The following is an 18,359-nucleotide window of genomic DNA, read 5'->3' as shown; positions in this document are numbered from 1 at the left end:
TATATTGCTGTTAGTATTAAAACGCATGATAGATTTCCCAATCCTTCATATCTCTATAAATCAAGGATGATGAGCGAATACATTTATTATGGAAATCAAGCAAATAAAGTATTTTTTGACGGTCGTTGAATCAGGCAGTATTGGAAAAGCTGCTCAAAAACTCGATGTGGGTGCTTCGGCAATTAGTCAGCAAATTAGTAAGCTCGAACAAGAGTTAAGCATTCGCTTATTACAGCGTAATGCTTTTGGCGTCACGCCTACACCCGCAGGTCTTGCCTTTTTAAAGCACTCTCAACTTATTTTGCGTCAAGTGAACTTCGCCATAGATGCTGCACATTCAGCACGGCTTTCCGGTCATGTCAGCCTTGGTTTTCCACCGACCATTACCGCTTTAATTGGCATCCCTTTAATGAAACTAATGTCTGAACGTTATCCAGATATTCGTTTAGAGATTGTAGAAACCCTGTCGGGGAACCTGATTCAGTCGATTAATTCGCGTCAGCTTGATATTGCCATTATTTTTACCAATGAAATTGATAAACAGTGGTCTATACAGCCTTTAGTGCGCGAGCAAATGTATTTAATGGCACGCAAAGAAGTGCTCGAAAAATACGGGCTTAGCGAATGTATTAAAAGTGGAATTATTCAGTCGCAGCAAATTGGCGATATTCCTTTAGTGCTGCCACGTCAACGCCATAGCTTAAGAAAACTGCTTGAGCACAAGATTGGACAGCTCAATGTCGTCTATGAAATTGATGGCTTGCATTTGCTTATGGACAGCCTGATTCATCTTGACCTTGCAAGTGTGAGGCCCGGTAGTGCTTGCTTACAAGAGTATAAACACAAGCTGCAATTGCTTAAGGTCGTCGACCCTGAAGTTGAACGAATTAACTATTTGGTGAGCCTTGCCGAAGAAGAATTATCACCTGCCGCACTTGCTGCCAAGTCAGCCATTAAGGCATGTGTGAAAGAGTTGATTCAAAACCAGATTTGGCCATGTTCTGAAATTATTTTATAAAGGGTCATTAATTTTTCTAAATACCTAATTAATTTTCTCCTCTCACTCCCTCCTGCTTTTTAAGATTACATTTTCCTTCGAATGATAAGTGGTTTTCTGTTTATCGAAACATAGATGTGTAGTTTGAACTGGAAACAAGGCATCACATTTTCTACGAAGGACACCTTTAAATCTCATCTCTAACCCATTTCCTATTTAGGTTTATTGATTGAATCAGTTTACGTCCAAACCTTGAAGATCATGAATGTTTCCATTTTGTTAGGCCAAGGAGGTCTCCAATGGATGTCGTTAATAACCGTAGGGCTACTTTTAAAAAAATATTAAATGTAACGAGTGGCAACTTTTTAGAACAGTACGATTTTTTTCTTTTTGGTTTCTATGCCACCTATATCGCAGCAAAGTTTTTCCATTCTGATAATGAATATGTCTCTTTAATGATGACATTTACCGTGTTTGCTGCGGGTTTTCTTATGCGTCCTCTCGGCGCTATTTTCTTGGGTGCCTATGTCGACAAAGTCGGTCGTCGTAAAGGTTTGATTGTCACTTTAAGTCTTATGGCTATTGGCACCATATTAATTACCTTTGTGCCCGGTTATGAAACCATTGGTATTATCGCACCAATTTTGGTGGTGATTGGGCGTCTATTACAAGGCTTCTCGGCAGGTGTTGAATCTGGCGGTGTTTCAATTTACCTCGCTGAAATTGCAACCGATAAAAATCGTGGCTTTATTACTAGCTGGCAGTCTGGTAGCCAACAAATTGCGGTTGTGTTTGCGGCCTTACTTGGTTATTGGCTCAACACCATTTTAACTCATGCTCAAGTGGGTGAATGGGGCTGGCGTATTCCGTTCTTAATTGGCTGTTTAATTATTCCTTTAATCTTCTTGTTCCGTCGTACTTTAGAGGAAACTGAAGACTTTAAAGCGCAAAAAACTCATCCATCTTCAAAAGAAATTTTCAGCACACTTGTAAGCAACTGGCGCATTGTACTTGCCGGCATGATGATGAGTGCGATGACTACGACAACTTTCTACTTTATTACGGTTTACACCACGGTGTATGCGAAACGTACTTTAGAAATGTCGGTAACAGATAGCCTTTTAGCAACCGTGTTTGTAGGTTTGTCGAATTTCTTCTGGTTACCAATGGGTGGCTTGCTTTCAGACAAAATTGGTCGTCGTCCAGTATTAGTGGGTATTACGACTCTTGCGATCTTTACCAGCTATCCGGTTTTAAGCTGGTTGGTGAGCGACATTAGCTTCTCTAACCTACTTATTACCCTTGCTTACTTCTCGTTCTTCTTTGGTATGTACAACGGCACTATGGTCGCAACGCTTGCCGAAGTGATGCCAAAACGTGTACGTACCGTTGGCTTCTCTTTAGCATTTAGTCTTGCAGCCGCGATTTTTGGTGGTATGACGCCAATGGCTTGTACCTTCCTTGTCGAAAATACAGGTAATGCAAGCACACCAGCGTTCTGGCTCATGCTCGCTGCGGTATGTAGTCTCATCTCAAGCTTGTATTTATGTCGTGGTTCTAAACAGAAAGACCCTGATGCAATTGCTGAACCTGCAAAGGTTAGCGCTTAAAACAACTCATTCCTTAACCTGAAATTTTAATAAACAGTACGGCAGACCTTAAATCTCCGTACTGTGCTTTCTTGCAATTCAAGTGAGGCACCATGAAAAAGTCCCCTATCTTCATAACCATTTGCCTAGCTGGTGCAGGCTTAGGTTCTACATTTGCCAATGCAGATACGCTCGAAGTAATTAGCTCAGGCGGTTTCTATTCATCTATGGAAAAACTCATTCCAATATTTGAAAAACAAACTGGTCACACTGTTCACCTCTCATCTGGTTCGTCTATGGGGGAGTCACCGACTGCAATTCCAAATCGACTTGATCGTGGTGAACGTTTTGATGTCGTTGTGTTGGCTGCTCCTGAACTAAGCAAACTCGCAGAAAAAGGTTATGTTGACCCAAACTCACAAAGCGCTTTGGTGAATTCAAGCATTGGCATGGCTGTGCCTAAAGGCGCACCAAAACCAGATATTAGCTCTGCGGCAAAATTTGAAAAAGTTTTATTAAATGCCAAGCACATAGGCTATTCTGCAAGTGCGAGTGGTACGCATCTTGAAAAAGATGTTTTCCCAAGCTTTCCACCTGTCGAATACAAAGTAATTTCGAGTAAAGCAGAAAAAGTGGTAGGCGACCGCGTTGCAAAACGTATTGCCGAAGGCCAGTTTGATATTGGTTTCCAGCAAATTAGTGAAATCAAACCTTTTACCGGCAAATATGGTCAAGTTGAGTTAGTTGGTCCAATCCCTGCGCCTTACCAAAAAGTTACCGTATTTGCTGCTGGTATTGGTAAAAACTCGGAACATGCAAAAGTCGCAAAAGAACTTATTCAATTTGTGAAATCGCCTCAAGCAACACAAATTATTGAAGAACAGGGTCTTGAGCAGGTTAAACAATAAAAGCTCTAAAAGGCAGCATTTTGAGAGGATGTTGCCTTTACTCTTTGAACGGTTTACTCAAAGCAATAGAACAAAATGTAGAGTAATAAATCAGTGTAGAATAATTAACAAAGGTCAAAGTAGAATTTGCCGTGGAACTTAAACAATTAAAGTATTTTATTGCAGTGATCGAGTCAGGAAGCTTGGGTAAAGCTGCAAAAAATCTCGATATTGGAACGTCTGCATTAAGTCAGCAAATCTCAAAATTAGAAAGCGAGCTTTCTATTCGCCTTTTACAACGTACTGCTTTGGGTACGGTTCCCACCCCTGCGGGTTTAGCTTTTTTTCAACAGGTTCAACTGGCACTTAGACACCTAGACCATGCCGTAGACTCTGCGCACTCCTCACGTTTAAGTGGTCATGTCACCGTCGGTTTTTCACCGAGTGTTGCGGCTGTTATAGGCACGCATTTTTTAAAACTCATGAGAAGCCGTTATCCCGACATTAAAGTCCGTTTAATCGAAGGCTTATCGGGTGACTTAAAAGCTTTAGTTAATGCAAGACAGCTCGATGTGGCTATCATCTTTAGTGATGATGTCGACCCACAGTGGGCCATACAACCTTTAGTCAAAGAACAGATGTTTTTAATCTCGCCTAAAGAAGTACTGGGTCAGTACCATCTTGAAAGCTGTATCGACACTCAAACCATTACTCATTCACAGCTTAAAGAACTTCCCCTAATTTTACCGAGCCAACGACATGGGCTGCGCTTGTTGCTTGAACAGAAAATTCATCAACTTAAAGTGGCATATGAAATTGATGGGCTGCATTTGTTAATGGAAAGTATTAGCCAACTCGAAATGGCAACCATTCAACCTGCGGGTGCATCGTTAAACTCGCGGCAAGACCTGTGTTTACTGCGCGTTGTAGAACCTGCTATTGAACGCATTAACTATTTAATTAGTCTCTCTGAAGAAGAACTCTCGCCTGCTACTTTAGCCACCAAAGTAGTAATTCGTGCCTGTATCACTAACCTGATTAATGAAAAGCGCTGGCCTGGTGCGGAACTCGTAAACACTTAAGCCATTAGTGTTTATTTTTACTAAACACCCATTCAAGCCTAGCCTCTCACTTCATCTTCCCTTTTGAAGCTACATTAGCCCTAGCTGAGAAAGGGAGAAATCCATGCATGATGTAATTGTGATTGGTGGTGGGAATGCCGCACTGTGTGCCGCGCTCACAGCAAAAGAAAGTGGTGCTTCTGTACTGGTAATAGAGGCAGCGCCCAAAGAGTGGCGTGGTGGTAACTCACAACACACTCGTAACCTCCGTTGCATGCATGATGCTCCTCAAGACGTATTGGTCGATGCTTACCCCGAAGAAGAATATTGGCAAGACCTACTTAAAGTGACTGCGGGCAAAACCAATGAGCACTTAGCCCGTCTAGTCATTCGTAGCACGGCAACTTGCCGCGACTGGATGCGTAAACATGGTGTGAATTTTCAGCCACCGCTATCGGGTGCTTTGCATGTTGCACGCACCAATGCCTTTTTTATGGGTGGCGGTAAAGCCCTTATTAATGCCTACTACCGTAGCGCCCAAGAACTTGGTATCGAAATTTTATACAACACAAAAATCAAAGATCTAAAGTTAAATCAAGGACATTTTGAAGCTGCAATTGCTGAAGATGGACGTGTATTTAAAGCAAAAAGCTGTGTCTTGGCCGCAGGTGGTTTTGAGTCAAATCTCGAATGGTTAAGAGAAGCATGGGGACAAAATGAAAACGGCGAATGGCCTGCCGATAATTTTATTATTCGAGGTACCCGCTTTAATCAAGGCAACTTACTCAAATTTATGATAGATCAAGGCGCCGATATTATTGGTGACCCATCACAATCACATTGCGTCGCTGTAGATGCACGCGCACCGTTATATGACGGCGGCATCTGCACTCGTATTGACTGCGTTTCATTGGGTATTGTGGTCAATAACAAAGCCGAACGTTTTTATGATGAAGGCGAAGACTTCTGGCCAAAACGTTATGCGATTTGGGGCCGCCTTGTTGCTAAACAACCCCAGCAAATTGCCTATTCGATTATCGATTCAAAAGCCATTGGTCGCTTTATGCCACCTGTGTTTGCGGGTGTGAAAGCAAATAGCATTCAAGAACTGGCCGAAAAAATCGGGCTGGATGCAAAAACCTTATGCCATACCGTAGAAGAATTTAATCAAGCCTGTGTGCAAGGCACCTTTAACCATACCGTTTTAGATGACTGCACCACCGAAAATATTGTTCCCAACAAAACTCATTGGGCCGTTCCTCTCGACCAACCACCCTTCTATGCCTATGCGCTTAAACCCGGCATTACCTTTACCTATTTAGGCTTAAAAGTCGAAGACGATGCTGCGGTACGTTTTAACAATAAACCAAGCCGTAACCTGTTTGTCGCAGGTGAAATGATGGCAGGTAATGTACTCGGTCAGGGTTATACCGCGGGCGTGGGTATATCGATTGGCACGACCTTTGGACGCATTGCCGGAAAAAATGCCGCCCACTATGCACTTTCACAAGGAGTTGAACATGAATGCTAGTACCAAAGCCCTAATTCCAGTTGTTCAGCTCTCTGACCATGAGCAGGAAGTTCAAAGAGTGCTACAGATTTGTAATGCTTGCCGTTACTGTGAGTCATTTTGTGCTGTTTTTGCGGCTATGACCAAACGTCTTGAGTTTAACCAAGCCGATATTCATTACATGGCAAACCTCTGTCATAACTGTGGTGCTTGTTTACATGCTTGCCAATATGCTCCACCACACGAGTTTGGGGTAAATATTCCAAAAGCGATGGCACAAGTACGTTTAGAAACTTATCAAGAATTTGCTACACCTCAGCCTTTAGGTCGAATTTATAAGTCTGTAGGTATTCCTTTTGTCTCGGCTTTAACACTTATTTTCTTTTTTTGCATGTTAGCTGTGGTGTGGTGGAAAGGCACTGACTTATTTGCAGGTTACCAAGGTAATTTCTATGCGATTTTCCCGCATAACTTTTTAGCCCTATTATTTGGAGCGACCTTTACAGTTGCGATTGTTTTGCTCGGCATTGGAATTAGCAAATTCTGGCGACAGACGTCTAAAGTCATTCATGGCAAAGTTGAGAAACCCGATCTGGTTCAAGCTACCCAAAACGTATTAACACTTAAATATTTAGATGGTGGTCATGGCAAAGGCTGTAATGAGCAAGATGACCGGTACACACAAATCCGCCGCGTGTTCCATCACCTGACATTTTATGGCTTTATGCTCTGCTTTGCAGCCACAGGTGTAGCGACTTTATATCATTATTTTCTTGACCTACATGCACCTTATCCTTACCTAAGCTTGCCTGTCATTTTAGGAACTTTGGGTGGAATCGGCTTAGTTGTCGGACCATCTGGCTTGCTCTATTTAAATCTTAAACGTCATCCGTTGCATGGTGACCGTGAGCAAAAACCTGTAGATCGAGGCTTTATCTTCCTTCTGCTTATCGTTAGCGCTTCAGGGCTAGCTCTCATGGCATTTCGCAATGCCCCTTACATGGCACTTTTACTGATTTTCCATTTAGCTACGGTCATGACATTCTTTATTACCATGCCATTTGGAAAGTTCGCACATGGTTTTTACCGCAGCGCTTCTTTACTCAAATTTGCCATCGAAGAGCGTATTTCGAAGAAATCATAAGTTCATTCAAAAGTATTCACTATCTTGACATAGTGAATACTTTTATTATTTTTAAGCTCAAAACACTTCATACCTTCCCTACTTTTTACTATTTAAAATTCCTAAACCATACATTGGCCACTTCGTACTCGCTTTAATATTATTAATGAGCATCGCCACTAAAACTAAAAACACTGCACCGACCAAAACAGGGAAAATTAAGAAATTCCACTCATAATGTATGCTGCTTGCGGTGAGTAAAATAACCAAAGGATTGGCTCCAGCAGGTGGATGAACACATTTAAACACTTGCATGAGCGCAATTGCACAGCCCACTGAAAAAGCAATTGTAAAAATGGAAACACCGACAAATTTTAGAAAAAACAAACCCACAAAAGCCGAGATAAGATGTCCAAATATAATATTTCTGGGCTGTGCTAAAGGTGACTGCGATACGGTATAGAGCAACACACAGGTCGCACCAAACGGTGCCATGATAAAGATATTATGTGTGAGCTTACTTAACCACAGAAGTATAAAAATACTGACCGTCCCCCCAATAAGGCTTCTTAAAACATCAACTTTACTGGGCGATGGTGCTAGTTTTTCTTTGCCATAAAAGATCGAGAACATGGTTTTTTCCTCAAACAAAAATTTGCTTTTTAAAAAGCATATAGATAAAATCTCAAATAGTACAGATCTGTACTATTTTATTTTTTGGAAAAGTTTTATGTCTAAATCTGCCTTAAAAATATTAGATACAGCCGAGAAGTTATTTAATGAAAATAGTTTTGTTGGTGTGGGCGTTGACCTGATTCGCGATGAATCTGGGTGCTCTAAAACCACCATGTACACGTATTATAAAAATAAAAATCAATTAGTTAAGTCTGTGCTCGTTGCGCGTGATGAACGGTTTAAGCAAAGTCTTTTAGGTTATGTTGGAGATGCAACAGGGTTAGAAGCCATCAATAAAATTCTGGATTGGCACACCAACTGGTTTAGACAAGATTTTTTTAAAGGCTGTTTATTTGTAAGAGCAGTCGCAGAATCTAACCAAGATGATCAAGACATTATTTCAATTTCAAAAGCCCATAAACAATGGATTAAAGAACTCATCGCCGCAAACTGTAATATGCCGAATGGTGAAGCTTTATCTGAGCTGATCTATACGGTGATTGAAGGCTTAATTAGCCGCTTTTTAGTCGATGGTTTCGATGAAACACTTGCGATAAACATGAAAAATTCGATTAATCAATTATTTAATATTAACCAAAATTTATAATTGCAGCCCTAGAGCTGCAATTGAATAGATGAGATTTTGATTAAGCAATCTTCCCATCAATAATGCCTTTCTCTTTTAACACAGCTAGCTCTTCTGCTGTTTTAAATCTTGATAAGATTTGAGCGGTATGTTCACCAAGCTCTGGAGGTGCATGATGATATTCAACGGGAGTATCAGACAGTTTGATGGGTGAGCCAATGGTTTGGAAGTTTTCATTTAAACGATGAGGAATATTGACCACCAAATTACGATGCACGATTTGTGGTTCAGCCAAAGCATCTTCAATAGAATTGATAACACCTACGGGTACTTTAAGTGCATGAATCCTCTCGACCCACTCTTTAGCAGTTTTCTGCAAAAAGTGTTCCGACAATAAAGGAATCAGTTCATTTCGATATTTTACGCGGTCTTGGTTGCGCACAAACTTTTCATTTTCGAGTAGCTCTGGATAACCAATCGCAATACACAAATCTTTAAACTGCTTGTCGTTACCACAAGCAATAATAAATTCTTTATCTTTAGCCTTAAAAGTTTGATACGGCACAATACTTGGGTGTTGATTACCCATGCGCTGTGGTGCTTTACCCGAAGCTAAATAGTTCATTCCCTGATTTGCCAGTGCCGCGACCTGTACATCAAGGAGTGACATATCAATATACTGACCGCGTCCCGTGTGCGAACGAGCAATCAAGGCTGCTTGAATGGCAATGGTGGAATATAGACCAGTTTGAATATCTACCACAGCCACGCCAACCTTTTGTGCACCACCACCAGCCACATCATCAGGCTCACCGGTAATGCTCATTAAGCCTGACATACCCTGAATAATAAAATCATAACCGGGTTCTTCTGCACGTGGGCCATCTTGTCCAAAACCGGTAATCGAGCAATAAACAATATTGGGGTTTAACTCACTTAAGGAAGCGTAGTCCAAACCATATTTAGCCAAAGACCCTGTCTTATAATTTTCAATCACCACATCGGCAGTCTTTGCAATTTCATAAATTAAGGCCTGACCTTCGGGTGTGGTAATGTCTACCGCAACAGAATATTTATTACGATTGGTACACTGAAAATAGCCAGATTCACGGGTCATGTTTCCGTCTTGATCGGGCATCCATGGTGGTCCCCACATACGGGTGTCATCACCGACTCTAGGACGTTCAATTTTAATCACTTCTGCGCCAAGGTCTGCCAAGATTTGCCCACACCACGGCCCAGCAAGCACACGACTTAAATCTAAAACCCGAATTTCTTGTAATGCACCCATAACGATACCTTTATCTTTTTAGAAGGTACTTAGAGCACCTCCCTGTCATTGTTTATGATTGTTTTTGCGGATCGTATTGACGATCTTTAATAAATAAGCCCGGCAATACACCCGCAACAAAATACGCAGCGCCCATCACAATAAAGGCCATGGTAAACGTACCGCCCGATGCCAAGAAACCAATGGTAGCTGGTGCAATCGCTGCCCCGACACGACCAATGTTGTAAGCACCGCCAATGGCTGTTCCGCGCACATCGGTTGAAAAACTTTCAGCCATATAAGTCGCATTCACACCGTATGGAATGCCATATAAGAAGCCAAAAGTGATTAATAAATACAGAATATTGTCAGGGGTATTGAAGAAAATAATGATTGGCAAAAACACTGCGCTGGCTATTGTTCCAAACACAAAAACAGCACGGCGGTTAAATTTGTCTGCAAGATAGCCCGCTAAAATTTTTCCTAAAATCATTGCGGTATATGAACCCACCATATAACTGGTTAAGTTTTTAAAGTTCATATGCACTTCTGTTTCTAAATAACTTGGCATCCAGTTGTTAATGCCGTAATAACCAAACTGTAAGAAGAATGCTGTGGTCATCCATAACAAAAACATTTTACGGTGCTTAAAGTTATTAAAGATTTGCTTATAAATGCTGCTACTTTTTGGCTTTTCAACTACTACTCTTTCTTTAGGCTGTCTTTTGCCTTGCAAGCTTTCAATTTTAGTGAGCTGCCAAGATTTTGGCTCTGGCACAAACCGTTGCAGGAAAATATTAACGAAAGCAGGTACTACGGTCAGAAAGAATAAAACGCGCCAGCCATAATCTGGAATAATTGCGCCAGCTAATAACGTTGCAGCAATATAACCTACGGTCTGACCAGTCTGTAATGTGCCCAAGACCGTTGTACGGTAAGTAGTTGGCACATATTCAGCCATTAAGGTATTACACGCCATATAGAGTGCTCCGATTCCTAAAGCACCAATAAAACGTAGAGCCATAAATTGCTCAAAGCTTTGCGTAAAGCCCAATAAACAGGTCGCTACCGAAAAGAAAGTCACCGAGTTGGCAATGGTCCGTACGCGACCAAACTTGTCACATGCCCAGCCACCCAAAATACCGCCAATCCCCATACCTGCTAAAGAAGCACTGCCTAATGCACCAGCCTGAAAGGTACTTAAACCAAACTCTGCCTTTAAACTGGTCAAGCTATAAGACAGCAGCATAATATCAATGCCATCGACCACCATCGCAAAATAGGCAAATAACAACGCCCATTTCCATGTATTTGGTCCAATCTTTTCATATGTTCCAAGGTTACTTGGAAATGTGGTTCTTAATTCTTTCGATATTACTTGAACGTCATTGTTCATCTTTAGTTCCTCATTTTTCCCAAATGAGTCATCGATAGCTTACTTATGTTTTCTGTATGACTTAATCTTTTATATTTTCAACATCTTACATTTGGTTTTAAGTACACAGAGGCACATCTTCACATGAGTATCCTTACGATGAATCTTGTCATTATCCATAAATTTTTGTGTAAAAAATCCCTAAAGGTGCTCCCGAAAGAACACCTCTATCTTAAAAAAATGAGTGAGTTAGTTACTAAATGCGGCAATGCCTGTTTGTGCACGACCTAAAATCAAGGCATGAACGTCATGTGTGCCCTCGTAGGTATTTACAACTTCAAGATTGACCAAATGACGTGCTACGCCAAACTCGTCACTAATGCCGTTTCCACCCATCATGTCACGTGCCATGCGGGCAATATCAAGCGCCTTTCCACAGTTGTTACGCTTAATGAGAGATGTACCTTCAACCGATGCAATACCTTCATCTTTCATACGGCCAAAACGTAAAGCTGCCTGTAAACCCAAAGCAATTTCAGTTTGCATATCTGCCAGTTTCTTTTGAATCAATTGATTTGCAGCCAGCGGGCGACCAAATTGTTTACGGTCCATGGTGTATTGATGTGCAGTATGCCAGCAGAACTCGGCAGCCCCCATTGCGCCCCATGCAATACCATAGCGGGCGCTATTTAGACAGGTAAATGGGCCTTTTAAGCCTCGAATTTCAGGGAACGCATTTTCTTCAGGTACAAAAACGTTATCCATCACGATTTCACCCGTAATCGAGGCACGTAAACCGACCTTGCCATGAATAGCTGGCGCAGATAGGCCTTCCCAGCCCTTTTCTAAAATGAAGCCGCGAATATCACCGACATTGCCTTCAGCAGAAACTTCTTTTGCCCAGACGACAAATACATCGGCAATCGGGCTATTGGTAATCCACATTTTTGCGCCAGTTAAACGGTAACCACCTTCAACTTTTTTAGCACGGGTAATCATACTGCCCGGATCTGAACCATGGTCAGGTTCGGTCAAACCAAAACAACCAATGTATTCACCAGTAGCCAGTTTAGGTAAGTACTTCTGCTTTTGCTCTTCAGTACCAAATTCATGAATCGGAACCATGACCAATGAGCTTTGCACGCTCGCCATAGAGCGGTAGCCCGAGTCGACATATTCAATTTCACGCGCAACCAAACCATAACTCACATAGTTCAAACCCGCGCCGCCATATTGCTCAGGAATGGTTGGGCCAAGTAAGCCAAGCTCTCCCATTTCACGGAAAATAGATGGATCTGTTGTTTCATGACGAAATTGTTCAAGTACACGTGGTTGTAAACGTTCTTGACAATAGGCATGAGCCGCATCACGAATCATGCGCTCATCTGGGCTAAGCTGTTGCTCAATTAAAAATGGATCTTGCCAGTTAAATTGAACTTTTGCTTTTTTTGTTGTCACCATGTGATTCATCGCATCCTCTGCTTGATTGGATCTTCTTTATTTAACTCGATGTTATGCGTGAAAAATGCAGTAATCAAACGATAAATGTTCATGCAGATATGCGCTTTACGCATATTTAAAATAAGAGGCATTAAATTTACATATTTAATTCGTTGTATTTCATTAAAAATGACTTATTTTTATACTAAACTCGGATTTCTGCATTTAGGTCATATGCTGTTTTGAAATATGATGACAAATAAAAGGATTTATTTATGCGAAGAAGTATCCCGTCCATTCAGGGTCTAATTTGCTTTGAAAGTGCAGCAAAACATCTAAGTTATACCTATGCTGCGCAAGAGTTATGTATTACCCAAAGTGCAGTCTCGCGCCAAATTCAGCAATTAGAAGATTTCTTGGCCGTTGAACTCTTTATACGTACTCGGCATGGTGTTGAACTCACCATTGCAGGTCAGCAATATTTTAAAAGCATCAGGCCCTACTTATTGGGTTTAGAGAAATGTACAGCCGATGTGATTTCTCATAAGGGTTTAGGTGGAACATTAAAGTTAGGCGTAGTTCCTACCTTTGCAACACGCTGGCTATTACCCAAGCTTCATCTTTTAAATCAAAAACACCCTGAAATTACGGTTCATTTAGAAACCAGTACTAAACCTTTTTTATTTAATGACAATATTTTTGATGCTGCGATTTTTGCAGGTACGCAGCAGCAAATTGACCACTGGCCCGGCATACAAGCGCATTATTTAATGGATGAAGAAATTGTACCTGTGTGCTCGCCAAGGCTAATCGAAAAGTATTTTCCAGATGCGGTCATGATTAATGAAAATACCTATGATTTAAGCCCAGAAGATCTGCTGAAAATCCCCCTACTTCAACAAACCACTCGACCTAGCATTTGGCAAGAATGGTTTCTCACTCATCACATGCAGCACCCTAAGCCTTTTGATGGACAGCGCCATGAGTTATTTTCGATGCTTGCCGTTGCTGCCAGTCATGACATGGGAATGGCTTTAATTCCACAAATGTTGATTGAGTCTGAACTACAAAAAAAAGAACTGGTGATTGTTTCCAATAAAAAATTAAAAGGCAGCCGAAAGTACTACCTCATCCATTCGAGCCAAGACATCTCACCGACTATTCAAAAATTTGTTGAGTGGATTTATCAAGAACTAGAACAACTAAAGACTAATACGAATTAACTCAGCAGCTTTCATTTACGCCCAATACTCATAAAAAAGGTTGTGATTAATCAAATCACAATCTTTTTAGTTAAGCGTAAATGACTTTGAAATTAATGACTCATTAATTGAATATCTGAACCACTACGTTTCGGATCAATCAGAATCTTGGCATGCTGTTCAGGGTCACGTAATGCTTCAAATGCATTAGTTACGCCTTCTAGGCCAACAACACCTGTAATGAGCGGTGAACAGTTCACTTTACCTTCTGCAATCATATGCAGCGCATCTCTAAATTCAAGCGGTGTATAGCCCAACACAAACTGAATTTCTAGCTCTTTATTAATCGCAAGTGCGGGCTCGATTTTGTCACTTTGCATGCACACGCCCACCCCGACAATTCGGGAAAACAGAGGTGCACCTTCAATAATTTGCTGCAAAACACTCGGCACGCCGACGCACTCAAAAATAACAGGACGTTTTGGCAGAGCGCCCAATTTATCAATCATGCGCCATCCATGCCACCACGGTAAGCGAGTCGCTTGCAACTTATCAAACAGCCCCATGCCCATGTTAATCGCATCTGATACATTGCCAAGCAAACCAAACTCCTTCCAGTTGGCAAATGGCGATGTCTCTTTAGGGTCTACCACAATATCCGCACCACATTGCTCGGCAAGCTTACGGCGGTTTGGTGAAAAGTCACTTGCAACTACGGTTTTAACCCCAGCAGCTTTAAGCATTAATATGACACCTAGCCCGACAGGACCACAGCCAATCACAATCGCAGGTTCACTTGTTTTTACACGGCTGCGGCGAACAGCATGCAATGCAACCGCCATAGGTTCGGTCATGGCAGCACTATCCGCATCTAGACCATTCGGGACTTCAAACATCAAGCTTGATTGAGCCAATACTTGCTCGGCATAACCACCCGAAGCATTTGGCGAAAGTCCCGTAGACAAATAACCATGCTGATCTACATTCAAAAGCGGCATTGCACAAACGAGTGTGTCGGCTTTAAATTTATGGCGTGTTTTTGGACCGTAGTCTAAAACCTTGCCGCAAAACTCATGTCCTAGTACAAATGGGTCTGTAGACTTGGCTAAACCATTAAACCCGACACGTGCAGCCAAATCATGCATGTGGTCGCAGTGGTGCTGCATATGTAAATCTGAACCACAGATCCCACATCGCACCACTTCCAATAAAACTTGTCCTTTTGCAGGCGTTAAGTTCGGTTGGTCTACTACTTGCAATGTTGCTTGATGACAAAGTACCGACTTCATTTGAGTGCTTCCTATTTCTTCTTTTTCATTTACTTGCCAGAAATAGATTTCTACAGATAAATTAATCGCTTTATCGGTTTGGTCTTTAGCAAGCCTTTATTCATCTTTACAAGTAAAAGGCAAAATACCAATGACCATTCTTCAGCCAATCCACTCTTGAAGAGTCAACAAAAAACAGGCTCAGCGAAATTAAAAACAATAAAAATCTTGGTGCTTGTATCTTACACAGACTGTGTTGTCTTCTTAGGCCAGAACAATGTCATCAAAATTAAAACTTATACAAATATAGTAAGTTCAAAAAACTCAACTCAACCATTTTCACAAAAACATAGCAAATCCAAACTTTTATCAGTGCATCTAAACAGGCATGATGAATTGATGCAAACAGATAAGAAGAAATCTATGATTACAAAAACGCTCCCGCTTACAGATATACACCGCCACCTTGATGGCAACATCCGCATTCAAACCATTTTAGAGTTGGGGCAACAATACCATTTAGATTTGCCTGCTTACGACATTGAATCTTTACGACCACACGTACAAGTGATGGATAACCAACCCGACTTATTAAGTTTTTTATCTAAGCTCGATTGGGGCGTAAAAGTATTAGCCAGTTTAGATGCCTGTAAACGTATTGCTTTTGAAAACATGCAGGATGCAGCACAGCAAGGACTAGACTATGTAGAACTACGTTTTTCACCGGGTTATATGGGAATGACCCATCAACTTCCACTTGAAGGCGTAGTTGAAGCTGTGATTGCTGGAATAAAAGAAGGTAGTCAGGCGTACGGCGTAAAAGCGAATTTAATTGGTATTATGAGTCGTACTTTTGGTCAAGAAGCCTGCGAAAAAGAATTAAATGCCCTCCTTGCCCATAAAAATGATATTAAAGCATTGGATCTTGCTGGAGATGAGCTTGGTTTTCCGGGCAATTTATTTATTGAGCACTTTAAAAAAGCGCGTGATGCAGGTTGGCACATTACGGTACATGCAGGCGAAGCTGCCGGCCCAGAAAGTATTTGGCAAGCCATTGAAGAATTAGGTGCCGAACGGATTGGACATGGTGTTAAAGCAGTTCAAGATTTAAAACTTTTAGATTATTTGGCAAAACACCAGATTGGTATTGAATCTTGTCTCACCTCAAATATTCAAACCAACACAGTGCCTTCTTTAGCAGAGCATCCATTAAAGACTTTTTTAGAACATGGTGTGCTTGCCACTATTAATACGGACGACCCTGCCGTAGAAGGCATTGAGATACAACATGAATATTTAACTGCTGCCCCATTGGCAGGTTTAAGTCCTGAGCAAATTTATACAGCTCAAGAAAATGGACTTAAAATCGCATTTTTATCACATCAAGAAAAAGATGAGTTAAGACAGAAATATCAATAACAGAGAACAGAGAACAGAGAACAGAGAACAGAGAACAGAGAACAGAGAACAGAGAACAGAGAACAGAGAACAGAGAACAGAGAACAGAGAACAGAGAACAGAGAACAGAGCTTATATAAATAAGTTCAGATATTGGAGCAATTTGGAATTAAAATTTTATTATAGAAAACAAAAAAATTCCTTCTATCCATAAGATAAGAAGAAATGATTTTAATATATGGGATATTTTAGAAAGCTTGAACGCTTTTAAATATGGTCGGAGCAGTAGGATTCGAACCTACGACCCCCTGGTCCCAAACCAGGTGCACTACCAGGCTGTGCTATGCTCCGAAATTGGGGTGAATGACGGGATTCGAACCCGCGACAACTGGAATCACAATCCAGGGCTCTACCAACTGAGCTACATCCACCATCAAATAAGTTCTACGTACCAAGCTACCAAATGGCGCGCCTGACAGGATTCGAACCTGTGACCATCCGCTTAGAAGGCGGATGCTCTATCCAACTGAGCTACAGGCGCTTAACCGATGATGCTTATCATGCGATACTTCGCCGATCTTAAAATATTCTTTTAAGTGGTCGGAGCAGTAGGATTCGAACCTACGACCCCCTGGTCCCAAACCAGGTGCACTACCAGGCTGTGCTATGCTCCGATCTATCTCAGCTTTTGCTGTATCGCACATCGTGCGGTACGGTGTGCATTCTAGGCGCGACGCCCTCAGACGTCAACACCTATTGTCAAAAAAAGTTAAAAATCCTTATCAAATGTATATTTAACAAGCATTTTGAGGCTTTTTAACGTTTTAATGATGCACTAAAGGCTAACATTCGGTCTAAAGGCATTTTGGCACGTTCAGCAAGTGCTGGGTCAACGTGTATTTCTTGATCACCTTTTTGTAAAACTTCTAAAATTCCATCAAGTTCATTCATGGCCATCCACGGACAGTGTGCACATGAACGACAAGTTGCACCCTCACCCGCTGTTGGGGCTTCAACCAGAATCTTATCTGGTACGGCTTGCTGCATTTTGTAGAAAATGCCACGGTCCGTTGCCACGATTAAATGTTGGTGTGGCAAAGTTTGTGCAGCTTTAATCAATTGAGATGTACTACCCACTGCATCGGCAATTTCTACCACCGACTCTGGTGACTCAGGATGCACCAATACAGCCGCATCTGGGTACAGTGCTTTCATGTTAGCAATGCCACGTGCACGGAATTCTTCATGCACAATACATGCGCCATCCCAAAGCAACATATCAGCGCCGGTTTTCTTTTGAATATAGCGACCTAAGTGCTGATCTGGTGCCCAAATAATTTTTTCGCCTAAGCTATCTAGATGCTCAACAATTTCAACTGCACAACTTGAAGTCACCACCCAATCCGCACGAGCTTTAACAGCAGCCGATGTATTGGCATAAACCACTACGGTGTGATCAGGGTGCTGATCACAAAATGCCGTGAATTCATCAACTGGACAGCCCAAGTCAAGTGAGCAGGTTGCTTCAAGTGTTGGCATCAGAATTGTTTTTTCAGGAGACAGAATTTTTGCTGTTTCACCCATAAACTTAACGCCAGCCACAACCAGTGTAGAGGCAGCATGATCTCGCCCAAAACGTGCCATTTCTAAAGAGTCAGAAACGCATCCACCTGTTTTCTCGGCAAGTTCTTGTACATCTGGATCGCAATAGTAGTGAGCAACAAGGACAGCATCACGTTTTTTGAGCTCTGCTTCGATCTGTGCAAACTTTTGTTGTTTTGCTTCTTCACTTAGGCGGTTGTCTTTTGGTTCACCTAAACGGTCTAAATGCGCTTGTACAATGTTTTTTGCATCGTTGGCAATTAAAGTCGCATCACTCATAAAACGTCTTCTCTATCCTTCATGCTGGCATACCTGCTCGCATATAACGTTACTGCTTAAACGATTTACTAAATTCAATCATTTAATATCAAAAGAT

The 18,359-nt window shown here is 41.6% G+C and carries 15 protein-coding genes and 4 tRNA genes; 9 read left to right on the top strand and 10 right to left on the bottom strand.

The features are described from left to right. Window positions 1-88: 88 nt before the first annotated feature. The 6 genes from GO593_RS09825 to tcuB all read left to right on the top strand — a co-directional run bounded on the left by GO593_RS09825 (window position 89) and on the right by tcuB (window position 7,188). Complete coding sequence (locus GO593_RS09825) at window positions 89-1,018, top strand: LysR family transcriptional regulator (RefSeq protein ID WP_000403826.1); 930 nt, start codon at window positions 89-91, stop codon at window positions 1,016-1,018. Window positions 1,019-1,296: 278 nt separating this feature from the next. Beyond that, window positions 1,297-2,607, top strand: a complete 1,311-nt coding sequence (gene tcuC / locus GO593_RS09820) for an MFS transporter (protein ID WP_000383636.1) — start codon at window positions 1,297-1,299, stop codon at window positions 2,605-2,607. Between the two features lie 92 nt (window positions 2,608-2,699). Then, the gene (locus GO593_RS09815; protein ID WP_000749500.1) at window positions 2,700-3,494 is read left to right on the top strand and encodes a substrate-binding domain-containing protein; all 795 of its coding nucleotides are present in this window, start codon (window positions 2,700-2,702) and stop codon (window positions 3,492-3,494) included. Between the two features lie 131 nt (window positions 3,495-3,625). Next, window positions 3,626-4,555: a LysR family transcriptional regulator gene (locus GO593_RS09810; RefSeq protein WP_000421143.1), complete on the top strand. Its 930-nt coding sequence runs from the start codon at window positions 3,626-3,628 to the stop codon at window positions 4,553-4,555. Window positions 4,556-4,658: 103 nt separating this feature from the next. Continuing rightward, window positions 4,659-6,065 carry an FAD-dependent tricarballylate dehydrogenase TcuA gene (gene tcuA / locus GO593_RS09805; protein ID WP_000543959.1) on the top strand — a complete coding sequence of 469 codons (1,407 nt, stop codon included), beginning with the start codon at window positions 4,659-4,661 and terminating at the stop codon, window positions 6,063-6,065. After that, window positions 6,055-7,188, top strand: coding sequence for a tricarballylate utilization 4Fe-4S protein TcuB (tcuB, locus tag GO593_RS09800; RefSeq protein WP_000994376.1), 1,134 nt, complete (start codon window positions 6,055-6,057; stop codon window positions 7,186-7,188). Before tcuA ends, tcuB begins: the two co-directional genes overlap by 11 nt. A gap of 78 nt (window positions 7,189-7,266) precedes the next feature. Here tcuB and GO593_RS09795 read toward each other — a convergent pair whose 3' ends face one another. Then, entirely contained in the window at window positions 7,267-7,800 is a 534-nt protein-coding gene (locus tag GO593_RS09795; protein ID WP_000491374.1) for an HPP family protein, read from the bottom strand. A gap of 97 nt (window positions 7,801-7,897) precedes the next feature. Between GO593_RS09795 and GO593_RS09790 the strand changes: the two genes are divergently transcribed. Next, complete coding sequence (locus GO593_RS09790; RefSeq protein ID WP_002061576.1) at window positions 7,898-8,449, top strand: TetR/AcrR family transcriptional regulator; 552 nt, start codon at window positions 7,898-7,900, stop codon at window positions 8,447-8,449. Window positions 8,450-8,489: 40 nt separating this feature from the next. Here GO593_RS09790 and GO593_RS09785 read toward each other — a convergent pair whose 3' ends face one another. From GO593_RS09785 to GO593_RS09775, 3 genes are all read right to left on the bottom strand, one after another. Beyond that, complete coding sequence (locus GO593_RS09785) at window positions 8,490-9,719, bottom strand: CaiB/BaiF CoA transferase family protein (RefSeq protein ID WP_000501124.1); 1,230 nt, start codon at window positions 9,717-9,719, stop codon at window positions 8,490-8,492. Between the two features lie 52 nt (window positions 9,720-9,771). Further along, window positions 9,772-11,094: an MFS transporter gene (locus GO593_RS09780; protein WP_001058260.1), complete on the bottom strand. Its 1,323-nt coding sequence runs from the start codon at window positions 11,092-11,094 to the stop codon at window positions 9,772-9,774. 228 nt (window positions 11,095-11,322) lie between these two features. Further along, complete coding sequence (locus GO593_RS09775; protein ID WP_001984166.1) at window positions 11,323-12,543, bottom strand: acyl-CoA dehydrogenase; 1,221 nt, start codon at window positions 12,541-12,543, stop codon at window positions 11,323-11,325. A gap of 245 nt (window positions 12,544-12,788) precedes the next feature. Here GO593_RS09775 and GO593_RS09770 point away from each other — a divergent pair, with 245 nt between their 5' ends. Beyond that, the gene (locus GO593_RS09770; RefSeq protein WP_001254603.1) at window positions 12,789-13,736 is read left to right on the top strand and encodes a LysR substrate-binding domain-containing protein; all 948 of its coding nucleotides are present in this window, start codon (window positions 12,789-12,791) and stop codon (window positions 13,734-13,736) included. Between the two features lie 92 nt (window positions 13,737-13,828). Here GO593_RS09770 and GO593_RS09765 read toward each other — a convergent pair whose 3' ends face one another. Further along, window positions 13,829-15,004, bottom strand: coding sequence for a zinc-binding dehydrogenase (locus GO593_RS09765; RefSeq protein WP_000843792.1), 1,176 nt, complete (start codon window positions 15,002-15,004; stop codon window positions 13,829-13,831). 402 nt (window positions 15,005-15,406) lie between these two features. Here GO593_RS09765 and add point away from each other — a divergent pair, with 402 nt between their 5' ends. Next, window positions 15,407-16,402: an adenosine deaminase gene (add, locus tag GO593_RS09760; RefSeq protein WP_000629030.1), complete on the top strand. Its 996-nt coding sequence runs from the start codon at window positions 15,407-15,409 to the stop codon at window positions 16,400-16,402. 253 nt (window positions 16,403-16,655) lie between these two features. On the opposite strand, the gene GO593_RS09755 is transcribed toward add, so the two are convergent. From GO593_RS09755 to nadA, 5 genes are all read right to left on the bottom strand, one after another. Then, a tRNA-Pro gene (locus GO593_RS09755) sits at window positions 16,656-16,732 on the bottom strand. 4 nt (window positions 16,733-16,736) lie between these two features. After that, window positions 16,737-16,812, bottom strand: a tRNA-His gene (locus GO593_RS09750). A 33-nt stretch (window positions 16,813-16,845) separates the two neighbouring features. Continuing rightward, window positions 16,846-16,922: transfer RNA gene (locus GO593_RS09745), tRNA-Arg, on the bottom strand. A 56-nt stretch (window positions 16,923-16,978) separates the two neighbouring features. Further along, window positions 16,979-17,055 (bottom strand) — tRNA-Pro (locus GO593_RS09740). 142 nt (window positions 17,056-17,197) lie between these two features. Continuing rightward, complete coding sequence (gene nadA, locus GO593_RS09735; protein ID WP_001278259.1) at window positions 17,198-18,262, bottom strand: quinolinate synthase NadA; 1,065 nt, start codon at window positions 18,260-18,262, stop codon at window positions 17,198-17,200. Window positions 18,263-18,359 lie beyond the last annotated feature (97 nt).

The sequence above is a fragment of the Acinetobacter baumannii genome (genome assembly GCF_009759685.1).
Lineage (GTDB): Bacteria > Pseudomonadota > Gammaproteobacteria > Pseudomonadales > Moraxellaceae > Acinetobacter > Acinetobacter baumannii.
The sequence above is the reverse complement of the archived record's forward strand: the minus strand, read 5'-3'. Positions and strand labels throughout refer to the sequence as shown.

Coding starts and splice junctions, on each gene's coding strand:
- add (WP_000629030.1), top strand. CDS start 15,407: ATGATTACAAAAACGCTCCCGCTTACAGATATACACCGCCACCTTGAT.
- GO593_RS09775 (WP_001984166.1), bottom strand. CDS start 12,543: ATGAATCACATGGTGACAACAAAAAAAGCAAAAGTTCAATTTAACTGG.
- GO593_RS09785 (WP_000501124.1), bottom strand. CDS start 9,719: ATGGGTGCATTACAAGAAATTCGGGTTTTAGATTTAAGTCGTGTGCTT.
- nadA (WP_001278259.1), bottom strand. CDS start 18,262: ATGAGTGATGCGACTTTAATTGCCAACGATGCAAAAAACATTGTACAA.
- tcuC (WP_000383636.1), top strand. CDS start 1,297: ATGGATGTCGTTAATAACCGTAGGGCTACTTTTAAAAAAATATTAAAT.
- GO593_RS09815 (WP_000749500.1), top strand. CDS start 2,700: ATGAAAAAGTCCCCTATCTTCATAACCATTTGCCTAGCTGGTGCAGGC.
- tcuB (WP_000994376.1), top strand. CDS start 6,055: ATGAATGCTAGTACCAAAGCCCTAATTCCAGTTGTTCAGCTCTCTGAC.
- GO593_RS09770 (WP_001254603.1), top strand. CDS start 12,789: ATGCGAAGAAGTATCCCGTCCATTCAGGGTCTAATTTGCTTTGAAAGT.
- GO593_RS09790 (WP_002061576.1), top strand. CDS start 7,898: ATGTCTAAATCTGCCTTAAAAATATTAGATACAGCCGAGAAGTTATTT.
- tcuA (WP_000543959.1), top strand. CDS start 4,659: ATGCATGATGTAATTGTGATTGGTGGTGGGAATGCCGCACTGTGTGCC.
- GO593_RS09780 (WP_001058260.1), bottom strand. CDS start 11,094: ATGAACAATGACGTTCAAGTAATATCGAAAGAATTAAGAACCACATTT.
- GO593_RS09795 (WP_000491374.1), bottom strand. CDS start 7,800: ATGTTCTCGATCTTTTATGGCAAAGAAAAACTAGCACCATCGCCCAGT.
- GO593_RS09765 (WP_000843792.1), bottom strand. CDS start 15,004: ATGAAGTCGGTACTTTGTCATCAAGCAACATTGCAAGTAGTAGACCAA.
- GO593_RS09825 (WP_000403826.1), top strand. CDS start 89: ATGGAAATCAAGCAAATAAAGTATTTTTTGACGGTCGTTGAATCAGGC.